Source organism: Sphingobacterium composti, from assembly GCF_009829075.1.
Lineage (GTDB): Bacteria > Bacteroidota > Bacteroidia > Sphingobacteriales > Sphingobacteriaceae > Sphingobacterium > Sphingobacterium composti.
The window spans coordinates 42,717-59,691 of sequence record NZ_WUQZ01000014.1 but is presented as its reverse complement, the minus strand read 5'-3'; the positions used below and the strand labels follow the sequence as shown (position 1 = coordinate 59,691).

Here is a 16,975-nt window from a genome sequence, read left to right as displayed (position 1 = left end):
TTTACTTTTTCTTCTGTTGTCTTTCATTCAGTTGAAGAATATTTTTCTTATAATTAATTACGGCACCATACTTGTACAGAATGTCTCCACCTAGTACACCTACTACGGGATCAGCATTTATTTGGCTATATGCATAATTAATAGTAGACATATCTAATACAGCTACTTCAAATTTTTTACATTCCCAATCGCCAATTTTTAAATAGGGAAGGGTAAACATAGCAGACTGCATTTCATTCGTTCCTAATCCCGAAGAAAGTATACTGGTTTCAATCAATTTTTGTTCGTCAATTCCTGCTTCTAGCAATGTATTTCGATCCAAAACAGTCTTTGATGCTCCTGTATCCAATACCATTTTAAATTTCTTTTCTAATAGTTCGATATGCAGGATGATGTGAAATCCTTCTTGTTGCAAGGTTAAAATTTCGAATGGAATAATCTTCATGTAATAATGTTTGTATAGCTAAATAAAAAGAGGACTACCTTAAGAAGTCCTCTCAAATATAATAGAAAGTTAGTTTAATAAAATTAGATAATATTGCTTTCTGTTAATACAGCATTCATCGCTCGAACTGCAGTTGCACTGGCTTTGAATTTTGCTTTTTCCTCTTCATCCAATTGAATAGGAACAACTTTATCCCAACCATTTTTATTTATAATCACAGGTACACCGATACAGATATCGTCTTCATCCAATTCACCTTCCAAATACACTGAAGCGGTGAACAGCTTATTTTGATTCAGCGCAATACTTTCGACCATAGCTGCTGTGGCAGCACCTGGTGCATACCAAGCTGATGTTCCAATCAATGCTGTCAATGTAGCACCGCCAACCATTGTTTTTTGTACTATTTCATTTTTCTCATCTTCTTCAAGAAATTCTTTTACTGGAATACTGTTCCAAGTAGCTTTATTAACCAGTGGAATCATTGTCGTGTCTCCATGTCCACCAATGACGATCGCATTTAAATCTGCAGACGACGCATTTAGTTTTGTAGCCAATTGATATTTAAAGCGTGATGAGTCTAATGCTCCGCCCATACCTATAATTCTATTTTTTGGAAGACCAGAAGATTTTAAAGCTAGATATGTCATCGTATCCATAGGATTCGATACGACGATAATAATAATCTCTGGTGAATATTTCACAAGATTTTCCACTACACCCTTTACGATATTTGCATTGGTGCCGATCAATTCTTCACGAGTCATACCTGGTTTTCGTGGAATACCGGAAGTAATAACTGCAATACTCGAACCCGCTGTCTGCAAGTAATCATTGGTTACACCTTTTATTTTGGTATCGTAGCCTAATAAGGCGGCAGTTTGCATCATATCTTGTGCTTTACCTTCGGCAAAACCTTCTTTGATATCCAATAAAATGACTTCTTCAGCAAAATTCTTTCTAGCAATGTTGTCTGCAGTGGTAGCACCTACAGCACCTGCTCCAATGACCGTTATTTTCATGTTTAAAGAGGATTATTTGTGTTGATTAAATATAGTTAATATCAATCACTTAATGAAGAATAGCCTTAAAATAAAATATCCTTTCTGGTTAGAAAGGATATCCTATTGCTAAGTTGAAGACCAAATTATCACGTCTCCACTGTGAATTTTTGAAGTCAATATCCTTGATGACCCAACGGTCATTTTTAGGGTAGTAAGGTACGCGAACCGGAATTGCTAAATCTGTCCGAAGAACTAAAAATGTAAAATCAAAACGTAAACCAGCACCAGCTCCAACTGCCAATTCAGACAAAAATTCTTTCGATAATTTTCCACCCAATTTGCCGTCATCTCTATTTTGTAACCAGACATTACCTGCATCAACAAAGGCAGCCCAATTCAAAATGCCGACACCGAAATCAACTATACGGTTGCGGTATTCAGTATTTAATTCCAATTTGTAATCACCAGTCTGATCAGCGAAGAAATTGTCCTCCCCAATATTTTCTGGAAGAGCAGAGCCAGGTCCTACAGCTCTGGCACGAAATGCACGTAACCCATTTGGTCCACCCGAATAGAATTGCTTCAAGTAGGGTAGTGAACGTGAATTACCATAGGAATAACTCATTCCTAACATTACGCGAGAGGCCAATTGAGCGTGTTGTCCCAATTTCCAATAATGGCGACCATCGGCTTCAATCTTCACAAATTGACTGTAAATGGTTCCGAATAATTCTTTCTGATTGTCATTTTTATAGCTTGCACCCTGAATCAATCCCAATACATTTCCAGACAAATTCATCCCACCTTTGAAATAAAATGTATTTGTTCTAGACTCTTCCATGGTGTTTGTGAAGGTATACGTATAATTTGGACCGAAAGAAAATTGAGGTTCTACAATACGGCGCAACGTAGGAACGGTATCCATTTGCGCTTGATAGGCTTCGGAAATATTGCGTGGTTGTACGTAGATAATTTCTGCTAAAGTCAAGTCATGTTGTTTTTGCTCATTTTCTTTCCACATATAACCATAGTTCAAACTCGATGAATTTAAGGTGTACGCCGTACGACGATTCAAAAATTCATATCCAAATTTTAGATAGGTTTTGGGAATAAAACGTCTACCTGGGGTCCATTTATAAGGTGACAAAAGCCTTGGCCAAGTAATAGCCATTTCAGCACCATAGCGGTAATACGAAGAATTTAAGTTTACATTACCACCTGTCTGTGTCTCATAGCCGCCAAATACATTTACAGAAACAGTCTCCGCACCTTTGAATGCATTGCGTAGCGTCCATGTAACATTTGCTTCCGATCCGTTATATACTGTAGCTGTCTTTGCTAAAAGTTCCAATCGCAATGATTTCTTTGGTAATGGCGTCAAATGATAATATACATCCAATGTGTTTGCTGAATCTGGATTTGGTTCAAAGCTATTCTTGACGAATTTAAATGCATTAAGATTTACCAAATGGTTAATCGTTAGGTTGTGATCGTATCTATTGTAAACTTGTCCTTTTTGAAAGAAAATATGATTTGCCAATACTTTCTTTCTAAATGTATTCTGTCTATCAATGATATAATAATTATCATTAAAGAGTTCCAAATATTCTGTGTTTGGTCGTCTAGTATAACCCTGCGAGGTTAATGTATAATTTGGATAAATAAATATATCACCGATTTTCTGTGGTTCTTTTGCTTGGGCAGAAGTTTCAGGTTTAAGAGTGACAAACATATCTACTTGATGATCACCTTCGGTACTATCTACTTCTACCAAAATGTTGTCAGGATTAAAGTAATAATACCCTCTATTTTTTAAATCATTATCTATGCGATCACGTTCATTCAAAATCACATCCAAATTGTAATTCGATCCTTTTTTAAGTAAAGATTCCGCCTTCGTAGAGGCAATATCTTTTCCAATATTGCTCGTGGAATCAATAGCAAATACTACGGTATCAATACGATATACTTTACGGGGAATTCCTGTATAAATCACTTTAGCAGTTTTTCCATCGATACTCGTATCAGAACTCACTGTGGCATTGAAAAAACCAAGATTTTCCATACGATTACGCAATAGATTCTCGTTGTATTCTCTATTTACATCGCTCAAAAGCACCGGCTCTTCGCCACGTTTTTTTAACCAACGCTGAAAGAAGTTATTCGTTGTGTCATATCCACCACCTGCATTCCACATCATCAGTTTCCATTTTGCACCAAAAGCTTTTTTATTTGGCTTTGGCATCAACATTCCTTCCAAATGTTCTTCAAAGAGTTGCTTGCGTTCAGCATTTACATTGCTGTCCATCTCCAGCTTGACATCACCTTCTACATATAATTTCTCACCTTCTGGAAGATGTTTCGTTGTACTACAAGAAATCATATAGAAGCACAATGTGCTTAATAGTGCAATGCCAATTCTTTTACTTTTCATTCGATCTCCTTTCCTCGTCTTCGTTGCGAATAGCTGTGTCTTTGATGGACTTAACGTCTGTCGTATCATTCTTATTTTCTGTAGAATCACGTTGGTTTCTATTCAATTCTTCTTTCTTTTGTTGTTCTTCTACACGTTTGCGATATGCAGGATTATGTGTCATCATGCTATCACGAATGACCAAACGTACACTATCACGATAAGCCGAATCGGTTTCCATTCGTTCTACATTAAATCTTCTGCGGAAACTGCTATTATTAGGGTCTGCATAGGCTGCCAACGCTTTTTCATTCATAAATAGTTCCTTGAATTGATTGTAGCTCATATTGATAATGAAACCAATACCTGTTTCCACAAATTGACCTTGCAAAGTGGCTTGATACTGGTTTTTGCGGTACACTCGGGCGAAGTATCGACCATCTTTTGATAATTGATAATCCAATGAAATATCGCCAGCAATATTGTTTGGTTTTTCTCCAGGACGAGTTTTCCCTTCTACTTCAAAGTTAGAACCGATAGTAATTTTTAAACGATCATCAAATAACATTTTGGACAGTCCAATATTCAGATCCGTTCTATTTTGCGCCGAACCAGAAAGATAATCCTGTTCTGATTGCAAATTAAAATCTAATTCTACTCCCTGAATTAAGTTGGACGCAAGATTATTCAATTGGCTGGTCAAAAATGAACTTACCGAGCTACGTGCAATACCCTCTACACCGCCGCCTCCAGACAGACTCTCAAATGGATTTGCGGACATGAATCTGCCCATAATGATCAATGAAAAGACTTGTTTATTTAATTCTGCTGGATCATCGCGCAATGCAACCAAAGCATTATTTACTTTTGATACGACATCCTGTGACACTATGGCATTATTTTCATCCAAATCAATGTCAAATGCAATTTGAGGTTTGAATAATTCGCCAGTCAAAATCAATTTTACATCAAAGGGGATGCGCTGTTTATATAAATTGCCACTTTCTGTTCCTATTTGGTTGGCAACCAAATCTAGCGTAGGGAAGCGTCCTTTGTATAGGGCTGTAATATCTAATCTTGCATCTAGCGGATCGCCATTCCATGTAATGGTACTTCCTTTTTGGAAATCAAATTCTTTTTTAATAGGCCCAAAGCTGAAGGAATAATTTCCATCTTCAACTGTGAAAGTCCCGGACATAGTGATTTTTTCACTGGCGTCAATTGTAGTTGTTAACTCCGCAACACCCTGAATATTCAGGGCGTCTTGTGAGCCTTCGTCGATAATTATTTTGAATTTCGCATCACGATCCGTGCTTAGGTTTAGCGATAAATCCATTCCTGTGAGTCGCGTTGCGGTAGTCATCGAATCTAACTTCGCGAATACATTATTGCGAACTGTATCACTTTTATCTACGAATTTTACAACGCCATCACGCTCGGCGATACCAGGGTTTTCATTTGGCACAATAAATACAAAGTCTGTATTTTCATTGGCTGAAACATTTCCATCTATAACTGGCTTGTCAATATTTCCACGAATACGGATATTTGATGTTGCATACAGTTTGCCGTAAAATAAATCGTTGTCTTCACGTGTAGAATTTACGACAGCGAAATTATTCGTTGTCAAATTCAAATTGAAATCAAAGTCTGTATAGTTTTTAGTTAAAATGGTACCATTCAATTTCGCTTCGTTGCCTTTTCCATCTTTTAACAAGAATTGTTTGAACTGTAACCCTTGATTTGTGAAACTAATTTTTTGATTATCCATCAAAAAGTCAGCATTTAGCATCGCAACATTTAGTCTGGCTTTATTAAATGTTAGATCACCATTGATTTTTGGTGCATCCAATTTTCCCGAGATATCCAGCACACCACTTAAATCGCCTTCACTATTTTGTAAGTACCCCATGCTAAATGCTTGGATAGTTTTCATTTTTAGTGGAGCTAGATTTAATTTTGCATTAAAAGTTGGAGTGCCATTAGGAGGAGCAATGTATTCACCCAATAATTGCACATCATTACCATTATCTGTGATGCGTACATCCGCAGAGAAAGTGTTTTCTTGCTGGTTGTGTACATTTGCTAAAATATTTCCAACGGTATCTTGTCCGAAATAGAATTTGTTGATTTCCAAATCCGACACGAAAACAGGTTTTGCATCTAGTCGAGAAATTGTCGCAGCACCGTTGATACCACCACCAACATTCCACGTATCCGACTCTAAAATTTCTGTCAAGGTCTCAATACGGAAATTGTTAAAAGTCACATCAATTGGTGCATTCAATGTAGAATCTTGGGATTGTATACGCAGCTCTTGGCCATTGTTATTCAAAATGAATTCATGTGCTCGAATACCATCTTTACCAAAACTCAACTGATTGCTCGGGGAGGTTTGCCATGTATCGTAATTCAACATTAAGCCATCTTCCAACAAACTCAATAGGTAATTTCCTTGATCTACGGCCATTCGTGCACCAAGATGATAACGATCTTTATCTTCCTTATCTTTTATCCAAAGCCCAAAATCTAAATTGTTTTCTACAGCTTGACCACTCAAAGTCGTGTTTTTAAGCTCAATTTGATTGACTTTTATTTTATCGATCAGCGCAGAATAATATAATGTACTATCGACCGTAATAAAATCCATACCCAAACGATCAACCACAATACCGCCGTAAATAATACTAGGCGCAAGAAGTTTTGCCATGATACTTTTCTGCTGACTGTTGAATGTACCATCCAAGGTGATGTCACTCATTTTCTGAATGTCAGGAAAGAAATCTTTTAAGAATCGGGAATAATTTAAAGTCGCAGAAAACTCAAAATTCTGTGCATCGTATTTCAATTCTTTTGGTGGCTCATTATTCGGGTTATAATAAACTCTTACAACGTCTTGCATGGAGGCTCCGAGTTCGGTCAGCTTATATTTTCCGACTAAATGGGCACGTAAAAATTCAGAACGCAACATCAACATATTGCGCGAGGTATCTGCCCGAGCTATTAAGGAAATCGTGTCTAAGGCATAACGTTCTTCATTGTAAGCTATAGAAGATTGAGAAACATGAAGTCTTCCATTCAAATAATTTAAATCTGCAGTTTCAAAGTCGGCGTCGATTTTTCCATGATACCTGAAATTTTGATCCATCAATTTTAGATTTTGCAAATTGACGGAGTCGATCATCATATTCATCTTTACCTTAGGATACGTATCGCGCATATCGGCGGCAAGATTGGCTTGAAAACGAATATTCGGATCGGTACTATTTATAGAGCCAGCGATATCGCCGCTTTGCGCCATCAAGTCCAAATTGATGTCATGATAAGCATAACCCATCGCATCAAAGCGATTGATGGATCCTTTGACGTCAGCAGCCATGGTTTTGGGATTTAATCCTTTACCCTTTACTTGTGCTTCAGCGGAGATAATACCCAATACAGAATCTTGTTTTAAAAGATGACCTAAATTGAAATTATCAATAGAAACTTGCGCATCGTATGTGGTGTCTCGCCCAGCCATATTGAGATAACCATTTACAGCGGCATTTCCTTTATCAGTTACAAGTTTCATATTGGCGTCAAATCCACTCATTCCACCTTTAAATGTACCTGCCAATGATATTGAATTCGGATATTCAATCGTCATATCTTTAGGTAACAAGGATTTTGCCACTAATCGATCCAAATCTGCTTTGCCTGTTGTTAATTTTTTAAGATTTAAATCGATGTTAAGCTTATCTGTATTTGGCAAACCTTTAATCTTAGCTGACGCAATGATATGTGTTTTATCCAGCGTTTTGAATTCCAAATTTGGGATAGTTAAATCATCTAAACGTCCTACCACACGACCATCAATGTAAAATTTACGTGTCATCAATGGTTTCATCACATCCATCTGCTCTAGATCTGGAGCAAAGTATTTGATATCTGTCATATCAATTTGAGTCTTCTTGATACGTGCATCAATGTTCACTAGTTCTGGATATTTAGAAACAGAATCTAATGATGGGTATGAGACTTTAATGTAGTCTTGGATAGTGGTTTTTGGAGTTTGGATTAACAAATTTTCAATAACAGCACCCGTGTTTCCATATACAAAATCACCTTTCAATTGCTTTAGATACAAACCAGAATGATCTTTTGCCGTTAAATTTTGGACAGAACCTGAAATAGAATCGTTGGAGTAGTAAATACCTTTAATTGCACCTGCGAGGTCTTTAATCCCTATATTACTATAATCAAAGCCTTTCATTCGCGCTTGATTGTCGTCACGGAATAAGAAATTCGTTTTGTCTACAGCAATTTTATCTACTGATACTATCCAATTGACAGGAGCAGAAGCTGTGTCTGCCGTTTCTTTAACTTTAGTAAATTTATCAAAGACAACGTACGAATCAGATTGATCTAAAATAACTTCTTTTAGATTAACTATTTCTTTGTTTAAATCAATTTGGTCAACATTCGCCGAAAGGTTTTTAATGTCAAATTGAGTTTTCATCGCCGAAGATGCATCGTCATATTTGACAAAGATGTTTTTCAATGTGATGGTTTCTGTTCCTAGATTTGGCAGGAGGGACGTTTCAGTTACAGACGCATCTGTAATACCAAAATCTTCCGCTTTAACTTCTTTGCTTTCGGTTGCTGGCGCCCATTGCTTAACAATAGCCGACAAACCATCAATATTAATATTTGGCAAATCAAAAGTCATGTTGTTTGACAAATCGAAGGTTTTGACCCGTGTGTCCAATTTATTCAATCGAATATCGGCTGAAGTACCAATCATATCATCATTGTACACAAAATGAATGCGCTCTAAACCAACTTTGTCTAACTTAAAGATCAATGCGGAAGTTGTGTCTGTAGCTGTTGGAGTACTTTCTTCTTCCGAAGCAAAAGCTTTTACGATATAATCAAAATTAAAATTCCCATCAGGGGCAGTACGCTTTATTTTAGAAGTAATACCAGCTAGTTGTATTTCTTGAACTTCGATTGTGTTTTTGAAAATCTTAAACATATCTATGTCCACTTTGATCTTTTCGCCAGCGATTAAGGTATCACGCGTTTGATCTTCAAAATACACATTCTCCAATACCAACATTTTTGGAAATGTGATATTCACGTAGCCAATATTTACTGGAGTTCCAATTTTGTTTTCTAGGTAGGTTGATACTTTTCCTGCTATATAATTCTGTACAGCAGGCAGGCGTATTAAAAATACGACCAAGAGCAATAGGGCTATTATTGAACCTATTATCCAAAGGAAAATACGAACAGCGACACGGGTAAATCTATTCAAACCTGAGTTTATCTACTTAAAATTGTTAACACTGAAATAATAACATAAAAATAGTTGAAATGTTTACTATTTAATGCGGAAAAGCCAAAAATAAATCCATGTTATGGTAAATGTTCTTTTTGTTTTTCAATATCTAATATATTAAAAAATTAAAAGCTAGTCAGTTGACTAGCTTTTAATTTTAAAATGCGCGATCTTCTAAGTGTTTAGGTAGATCAATAAAATCAATTCCTTTTGCCCACCAATCCGGTGCTGGTTTGCCTTTTAAGTAGTGATCAAAATATTCCATCATGCGTACCGCATAGTCTTTTCTATTGACTTCTTTCACTAAACCATGATTTTCGCCGTTATACGTCAACATGACTACGGGTTTGTTGAGACGACGCAAACTGTTGTAATATTCCACACCTTGTGTATAATCTACAGCTCCATCTTTATCATTATGCATGATAATTAATGGCGTATTCACTTTTTTGATGTGGTATATTGGTGAGTTGCGTACATAAGCATCCCAATTGTCCCAATATCCTGTCGTCAAACGACCTTGACTTGATTCAAAAATGCTTTGATTCGATGAACCTGTGTTCCAATAGATCAGCGAGTACATTGAAATCATATTGGTCAACGGCGCGCCAGCAACAGCAGCTTTGAAGATGTCCGTTTGCGTGATTAAAAAAGATGTTTGGTAACCACCCCAAGAGTGACCATGAATAGCTACATTTTTCTCATCTACTATTCCTGTTGCAATAGCTGCTTTTACCGCTGGAACAACACAAGCTACAGCCGACATTCCTGGATCATTCAATTTATACTTAATATCTGGCATCAATACCGCATATCCATTGTTGGTGTACATCGCTCTATTGAAACCTCCTCCAGGATATGATGGTTGCGAATAGCTGTTATGCTCATTCGTCAAGCGCTCATAGATGTAAGTAATCGTAGGATACGATTGACCTTCTATATAATTAGCAGGAAGATGTAAGGTTGCTTCTAACGTATCGCCATGTGCAGATACATATGTTATCAATTTTGAACCTGCGGACAACACATCTTTTTGTTTATCAGATGTATTATTCGTTAATTGTTTTTCGGTTGACAAGTTTTTATCTGTTGCCACAAAAATTTCAGGTGCAACATTCGATTTCTCAATTGTGTAGAAAAGGTTTGAACTGTTTTTTGGCTTACGAATACCACCGAAACTACTATCATCTAATTTCAGGATTTGAATTTTCTTCGCATTAGCAGCCAATAATGCTACTCCTTTTTGCTTATTTGCATGATTATATATATTGAAATATTGATCTTTCTTCAAATCAATAAAATCATCATCGGGATAGAGGTTATTAACATTTGTAGACAGCAGCTTTTGGTTTTTCCAATTATCGGTCAACTGCTCCGCAGATTTTCCATCAATTGAAACTTTCCAAACATCAAAGTTGTCTCTTAATAATACAAATTTGTTGTCTGCAGTAAATCCAAAAGAACCGATACCACTTTTCTCAACATTATGATCAGCCAACATATCCACAAAAGAAGTTCCTATATTCTCTGTAATATTAGTTTTAGCGAGTGTTTTTGTATTAAGTGTAAAGTAATTTCCATCGTTATAGAACAATAAGTAATCCGATTGCGGTGAGAATTGCAAACCTCGCATTGCATTCAGATACATTTTTTTGAAAGCCAACTGCTTATTTCCTGTTTTGATATCGACTATATACAAGTCAGCATAACTCTGTCCATTTAAATTCGATTCAAACTCGTACGGCTTATAATCAAAACCGTATCCAACTAATTGATTTGGCGAAAGTGCAATGGATTTCACTGCGCTATCTGCTAATGAAACGAATTTGTTCTCATCCACGTTCCATGCGCTCATTGTCGTGTAGTTCTTGTCGGATTGAAGACGTGTTCTTTGGGCCGATTGCAAACGTACATCTTGCCAGTTCCAAATAATCATATCTGGCTTTTCAAGGTCTTTTTTGTTGACTGCCGGTTTTTGAGGAGTTGCTGGTTGTTTTGAATTGGTAGCAACCTGCGTAGAATCTTTACTTGCTGCAATTGAATCTTTCGCAGCAGCATTTTTTGCGTCAGCTTTAGCAATTTCATCAATTTTCTTTTCAGTAGATTTTGCTTCTTCTGCTTTTTCTAATTTGCCTATACCAAAGAATATTGTTTTTAAATCTTTGCTCCAAAAGGCAGAAGAATTTTCGCTAATACCAAATCCTGCTGTAATTTGGTTTTCATCCAAACCACTGTATGTGAATACCTCTGCATTATGCGCTTTTAGATTTTTGACACCCAACAATGTATAAACTGGTGTCTTATATTTTTTATAGCTTTTGGATTTCAACAATGCGAATGCAGTTCCCTCTTTATTCCAAGCTAGTTTAGAGAAAGTGGCCTCATCATTGTGCAAGGCATTTGATATGCCCGTATTTAAATCCATTAAAAAAATGCCGTTTCCATTCTTTCCATTTGCATCGATTATGTAAGCTAAATATTGCCCAGATTTATTAAAGTTGTATTCACTTACATTACCTAAATTATATTTCTTTTTAGTCGTCAAGTTGTACAACAACAAATCCGCACCTTTTGCCGCGCCTTCAGGACGTGGAGCCATTGGTGAGGCAGGAGCACCACCTTGTCCTTCAAATCGAATTGCAACCCATTTACTATCTTCATTTGAAAAGCTGTAATTCTGTACTTTATCAAATGTCACAGATGCTGTATCTTTCAAAGCGACGATTTTCAGTTTTTTACTTGATGGTCTGCGTGATTTTTCGTTTGCTTTGATTTCAGTATGTTTAAGGTTTTCAAAAAAACTGAAATACTGCGCATTTTGGTTAAAGAAAATAGGTGTGCTGGCACCACCAATTTTGTAATTGAATTTGGTGGTATCTTGCGTATTACGCAAAGTAAGGGTAAGATCTCCCTCTGTCGGTCCAGAAACGTAAGCTAACCATTTACCGTCTGGCGAAGGAGTTGCTCCGTTTAGTCGTACGTATTCCCATTTCGGAATGTCTTGCCATGTAAGGGTTTTTGGATTTTCTTGAGCGAAAGGTGTTAACCATGCCATTTGACACGCAAAATACAATATAGATTTTTTTGTCATTTATTTTCTATAGGTTAAAATATACGATATAAAGGTATTTATTATCTTTCAATCTTTTATACTGTATTAAAGATGTTATGTGAAGTGCACAATAGATATGTTAAATGGGACATAACTCATGTTTGGGTGTGAATAATTTTTGGTATTAATGTCATTAATGAAAATAATCATCTGAATCTTGTTCGTTAACCGGGCTATTATGATGTGATTTATTCAATGAATCTTTGAACAACTCTTTAATATTTTAAGGTTCTTTATTTGATGGAAATTAAAACAGATATTACTTAATTTTTTAAAAAATATAATGGATAACTTTTATAAGCTCAATCTTTAAAAAGATTAAGTTTATAAAAGTTATATATAAATTAATGGTATTTTTGTGACTCAAAATAACTTTTGAATGAAAATTTGGCAGAAAAATATTGATGTAGATTCTTTTGTTGAATCGTTTACGGTAGGCAAAGACCGTGAGATGGATATGCATTTAGCAGGTGCGGATGTGTTGGGTTCATTGGCACATACGCGTATGTTGAATAGCATTGGCTTGATGACGGATGAAGATTTGGCCGCTGTTCAACAAGAGCTTAGAAATATATATAAAGAAATCGAAGCCGGTCAATTTCAAATCGAGGATAGTGTCGAAGATGTACACTCTCAAGTAGAAATGATGTTGACAAAACGTATCGGAGATGCAGGTAAAAAGATTCACTCTGGCCGTTCGCGCAATGACCAAGTATTGGTGGATTTGAAATTATATTTCCGTTCGGAAATACATAGTATTTTCAACAATACAGAAGTATTATTCAATGAACTAATCAAGTTGAGCGAGCAATACAAAAATGTATTGATGCCAGGTTATACACATTTGCAAATTGCAATGCCTTCGTCATTTGGCTTGTGGTTTGGGGCGTATGCAGAGAGTTTGGTAGATGATTTGCACCTATTGAAAGCGGCATGGTCTGTATGTAATAAGAATCCTTTGGGTTCGGCGGCAGGTTATGGTTCTTCTTTCCCATTGAACCGTACGTTGACTACACAATTGTTGGGTTTTGAAGACCTAAACTACAATGTGGTGTATGCGCAAATGGGACGCGGTAAGACTGAACGTATCTTAGCGCAAGCAATGAGTTCTATTGCGGCTACGTTGGCTAAGTTTGCGATGGACGTGACTTTGTTTATCAATCAAAACTTTGGATTCATTTCTTTCCCTGCGCATTTGACGACGGGTTCTAGCATCATGCCACACAAGAAAAACCCTGATGTATTTGAGTTGATTCGTTCACGTTGTAATAAGATTCAAGCTTTACCTACAGAAATTGCGATGATGACAACAAACCTTCCAGTGGGATATCACCGTGATTTGCAATTACTGAAAGAAAACTTGTTCCCAGCATTCCAATCGTTGAATGAATGTTTGGAAATCGCGACTTTCATGTTGGAGAATATCGAGATTAAAAACAATATTTTGGATGACCCTAAATATGATTACTTATTCTCTGTAGAAGTTGTGAATAATGAAGTATTAAAAGGTGTTCCGTTCCGTGAAGCATATAAAAATATTGGTTTAGCGATTGAAGAAGGAACTTTCCAACCTTCGAAAGAGGTAAATCATACACACGAAGGAAGTATTGGAAACCTTTGCAATGACCAAATTCAACGTATGTTTGCCGAAGTAAAAGCTGATTTCGGATTTGAGAAAGTTGAAAAAGCTTTAGCAGATTTGGTCAAATAAAGAATAACATGTATCTTGGACTAAGATAGTTTAGTTATATCTAAAAAAATTATTAATAGCACGGGGTGCCCTGTAAGAGGAGCTGAGATTATACCCGAAAACCTGATTTGGATAATGCCAACGTAGGGATGCAGGATACGATATTTTGTTGTACTCCATTCTGTTGGTCTTATCCATACGAATGGAGTATTTTTTTATTCAATATATCGTATGGAATTAATAAGACAAAATGAACAAGTGCTACTGCCACAGCGCAAAATGAACTGGCAAAGTCGGCCAGAATGGTTTTTCAATCGTGAACATACGGATACGTACGAACAATGGTATGAAGGCCCATACAAAAGAGCCGAAGTCTGGCAAAAGAAAGTCATCACTGATTTGGTTAAATCGGATTCACGGATTCAAGAATTATTAGAATTTGGATGCGGTACAGGTCGATTCACCCGTTGGTGGAAAGAAATTGGTATTGATGCCATAGGAGGAGATATTTCGCCTTTAATGCTTTCCCAAGCTAAAGATTTGTTTGACGGAGATTTGGCTATGGCCGATTCTCATTTTATGCCTTTTAAGGACAACACCTTCGATTGTGTTGCCTTTATTACGACTTTTGAATATTACCAAGACCCCATTCGGGTTATTCAAGAAGCGGCACGCGTAGCGCGTCATGGTATCGTGATGGGCATGATGAATCGCAATTCGCCCAAATATTTCAGAAGACGCATTCAACAAGCTTTTGGCAAAAATCCATTCTATGTGACCGCTCATTTTTATACACCGCAAAATCTTATTCGCATCATCGATAAAGCTTTGGCAGGACGCCAATATAAAGTTTCTTGGTCGTGTACTGGACTACCCAAATGGTTTCCTGTTCAGCAATGGTCTGTGCCTTATGGCGATTTTTTCGGGTTACATATTCAATTTTTGGATACAGACCATGAGTAAAATTGCTGAACATATGGTCGAGGACTTATTTGCAAGGCAGTTAGGTTTTCGACGAGAGAAAGTTCTTCAAGGGCCTGGATATGGTGTGGATTGTGCTTTAATTGAGCTGTCAGATAAGCAAGCCATGGCTGTCGCAAGTGACCCTTTGAGCTTTATTCCAAGCATTGGTGTCAAAGAATCGGCTTATATTTCGGTGCATCTGGCAGCTAATGATATAGCTACGACTGGTTGTTCTCCACAATATGGACAATTTGTTTTGAATCTTCCCGCTAGTATTTCAGAAGGTCAATTAAAAGAATATTGGTACTATATCAATGAATTTTCTGCGGAGATTGGATTACATATTACAGGCGGTCATACAGGATTTGATGCGCATCAGGATTCGACCATAGTCGGAGCTGTGACTATGTTTGCTATAGGAGAAAGAGATAACCTATTGCTTTCTTCTCAAGCACAAGTAGGAGATGTGTTGCTGATGACCAAATCTGCTGGATTAATAGCGACTAGTGTATTAGCAATGTCTTTTTCGAATCATGTGAAAACAAATTTGGGCGCTGATATTTTAGATAAACTAATATCAAACTTTTGGGATATTTCTGTTTTGCAGGAAGCTTATTTAGTACGCGGAATAAATGTTTCGGAGAAGATAGTGCATGCCATGCATGATGTAACAGAAGGAGGGATTTTAGGCGCAATTTATGAAATGGCTACTGCTTCGGATATTGGTGTTAAGGTAGTTGAAGAGGCTATTGCTGTAAATGAAGAAGTCGAAAAGACAGCCAATCTCTTTGGTTTGGATGCTACAAAGATTATAGGTGCAGGTAGCATGTTAATCGCTTGTAGCCCAAATGAAAAGCATCAAATTTTAGAAAAAATTCGTGCAAATCATATCCAATGTACAGAAATAGGTTATTTCTGTCCGAAGGAAGAGGGGATGTATGTGTTACAGAACAATAAGAATGTGGGATTGGAATCTCCGGGAGTAGATAAATATTGGGAAGTTTTTGCTAAATGTATTCAAGATGGCTTATCGTAAAATAAAGTTTGATTCATCGCGTAAAGTCTATGTTATTTTAGATTTGAACGCTTTTCGTATATCTGATTTAAGGAAATTGGACTATTTGTTGTCCGGCCAAATCTGTGCCATTCAGATATGGGATAATCAAAAGGTATATGAAGATAAATTCGATTTGTTGGAACAGATAATTGCTATAGCCCATGTTCATGAGATTCCTGTGCTTATCAATAATCAAGTGAGTATGCTTCCAAAATTAGATTTTGATGGTGTTCATTTTGATGAAATTCCTATTCATTGGGATGATATAAAAGACTTGCTACAGGGAAAAATCGTGGGTATGACTTGTACCAATGACGAGCATATATTGACTTGGGCAGCGCAGCAGCATATAGACTATCTTTCCTTTTGTTCTTTATTTCCTTCGGCGAATAATTCGAAATGTGAATTAGTGAATCGGGAATTTTTGATACGTGCACAAAAACAATTACAGATACCTTTTTTCTTAGCTGGAGGAATTACACCGGAAAATATTCCCGAATTGAACAATCTAAATTACCAAGGAATAGCGTTGGTGTCTGGGCTTATGCAACAGGAACAACCCAAAGAAATCGTAGAAAAATATTATAACCAAATAAATCAAAATCATGAAAATAACCACCATACATAAACTTTGCTGTCCGTTTGATAAGGCGGATTTGAAATTGGAAATTATCGAACAAACGCTTGATAAAGATATTCGAACTGGGAGCCTCACTTGCACCGAATGTAAACGTTTCTATCCCATCATATCTGGGATTCCCATTATGAATCCTGATGAATATCGCGACGTAGAGATAGAAGACGCTTATTATCAATTTTTAGAATTAGATAAATCAAACCACAACATAGAAAATTTTAGATTAATAGAATAAAAAAAGCGAAACCTAAATGTTCAGCTTTAACATCAAATCGCTAAGATTTTTTTAAAGCCCTCTATGCCGGGCAGGCATCCTACTTTTTATCGCAAAAGT

General features: G+C 36.6%; 10 protein-coding genes and 1 riboswitch. Of the genes, 5 read left to right on the top strand and 5 right to left on the bottom strand.

What is annotated here, in order from left to right:
* Nucleotide 1 precedes the first annotated feature (1 nt).
* The 5 genes from GOQ17_RS10350 to GOQ17_RS10330 form a co-directional block, all read right to left on the bottom strand.
* The gene (locus GOQ17_RS10350; protein WP_159637303.1) at nt 2-445 is read right to left on the bottom strand and encodes a retropepsin-like aspartic protease; all 444 of its coding nucleotides are present in this window, start codon (nt 443-445) and stop codon (nt 2-4) included.
* A gap of 83 nt (nt 446-528) precedes the next feature.
* Complete coding sequence (locus tag GOQ17_RS10345) at nt 529-1,467, bottom strand: malate dehydrogenase (protein WP_159637302.1); 939 nt, start codon at nt 1,465-1,467, stop codon at nt 529-531.
* 88 nt (nt 1,468-1,555) lie between these two features.
* Nucleotides 1,556-3,883, bottom strand: a complete 2,328-nt coding sequence (gene tamL, locus GOQ17_RS10340; protein ID WP_159637301.1) for a translocation and assembly module lipoprotein TamL — start codon at nt 3,881-3,883, stop codon at nt 1,556-1,558.
* Nucleotides 3,873-9,158, bottom strand: a complete 5,286-nt coding sequence (locus GOQ17_RS10335) for a translocation/assembly module TamB domain-containing protein (protein WP_159637300.1) — start codon at nt 9,156-9,158, stop codon at nt 3,873-3,875. Before GOQ17_RS10335 ends, tamL begins: the two co-directional genes overlap by 11 nt.
* A gap of 181 nt (nt 9,159-9,339) precedes the next feature.
* Nucleotides 9,340-12,273, bottom strand: coding sequence for a S9 family peptidase (locus GOQ17_RS10330; protein ID WP_159637299.1), 2,934 nt, complete (start codon nt 12,271-12,273; stop codon nt 9,340-9,342).
* A gap of 400 nt (nt 12,274-12,673) precedes the next feature.
* On the opposite strand from GOQ17_RS10330, the gene argH reads away from it, so the two are divergent.
* The 5 genes from argH to GOQ17_RS10305 all read left to right on the top strand — a co-directional run bounded on the left by argH (nt 12,674) and on the right by GOQ17_RS10305 (nt 16,876).
* On the top strand, nt 12,674-14,005 hold the full coding sequence (argH, locus tag GOQ17_RS10325; RefSeq protein ID WP_159637297.1) for an argininosuccinate lyase: 1,332 nt from the start codon (nt 12,674-12,676) through the stop codon (nt 14,003-14,005).
* A gap of 51 nt (nt 14,006-14,056) precedes the next feature.
* Nucleotides 14,057-14,151: riboswitch (TPP riboswitch) on the top strand.
* Nucleotides 14,152-14,215: 64 nt separating this feature from the next.
* Complete coding sequence (locus GOQ17_RS10320) at nt 14,216-14,947, top strand: class I SAM-dependent methyltransferase (RefSeq protein ID WP_159637296.1); 732 nt, start codon at nt 14,216-14,218, stop codon at nt 14,945-14,947.
* A complete protein-coding gene (locus GOQ17_RS10315) occupies nt 14,940-15,983 on the top strand; it encodes an AIR synthase-related protein (RefSeq protein ID WP_159637295.1) in 1,044 nt (347 codons plus the stop codon). Before GOQ17_RS10320 ends, GOQ17_RS10315 begins: the two co-directional genes overlap by 8 nt.
* A complete protein-coding gene (locus GOQ17_RS10310) occupies nt 15,970-16,632 on the top strand; it encodes a thiamine phosphate synthase (protein WP_159637294.1) in 663 nt (220 codons plus the stop codon). The genes GOQ17_RS10315 and GOQ17_RS10310 overlap by 14 nt, the downstream gene beginning before the upstream one ends.
* Nucleotides 16,610-16,876: a Trm112 family protein gene (locus tag GOQ17_RS10305; RefSeq protein WP_159637292.1), complete on the top strand. Its 267-nt coding sequence runs from the start codon at nt 16,610-16,612 to the stop codon at nt 16,874-16,876. Before GOQ17_RS10310 ends, GOQ17_RS10305 begins: the two co-directional genes overlap by 23 nt.
* The last annotated feature ends 99 nt before the right edge of the window (nt 16,877-16,975 follow it).

Excerpts from the sequence above, each read along its gene's own strand:
- GOQ17_RS10350 (WP_159637303.1), bottom strand. The coding sequence starts at position 445 with ATGAAGATTATTCCATTCGAAATTTTAACCTTGCAACAAGAAGGATTT.
- GOQ17_RS10345 (WP_159637302.1), bottom strand. The coding sequence starts at position 1,467 with ATGAAAATAACGGTCATTGGAGCAGGTGCTGTAGGTGCTACCACTGCA.
- tamL (WP_159637301.1), bottom strand. The coding sequence starts at position 3,883 with ATGAAAAGTAAAAGAATTGGCATTGCACTATTAAGCACATTGTGCTTC.
- GOQ17_RS10330 (WP_159637299.1), bottom strand. The coding sequence starts at position 12,273 with ATGACAAAAAAATCTATATTGTATTTTGCGTGTCAAATGGCATGGTTA.
- argH (WP_159637297.1), top strand. The coding sequence starts at position 12,674 with ATGAAAATTTGGCAGAAAAATATTGATGTAGATTCTTTTGTTGAATCG.
- GOQ17_RS10320 (WP_159637296.1), top strand. The coding sequence starts at position 14,216 with ATGGAATTAATAAGACAAAATGAACAAGTGCTACTGCCACAGCGCAAA.
- GOQ17_RS10315 (WP_159637295.1), top strand. The coding sequence starts at position 14,940 with ATGAGTAAAATTGCTGAACATATGGTCGAGGACTTATTTGCAAGGCAG.
- GOQ17_RS10310 (WP_159637294.1), top strand. The coding sequence starts at position 15,970 with ATGGCTTATCGTAAAATAAAGTTTGATTCATCGCGTAAAGTCTATGTT.
- GOQ17_RS10305 (WP_159637292.1), top strand. The coding sequence starts at position 16,610 with ATGAAAATAACCACCATACATAAACTTTGCTGTCCGTTTGATAAGGCG.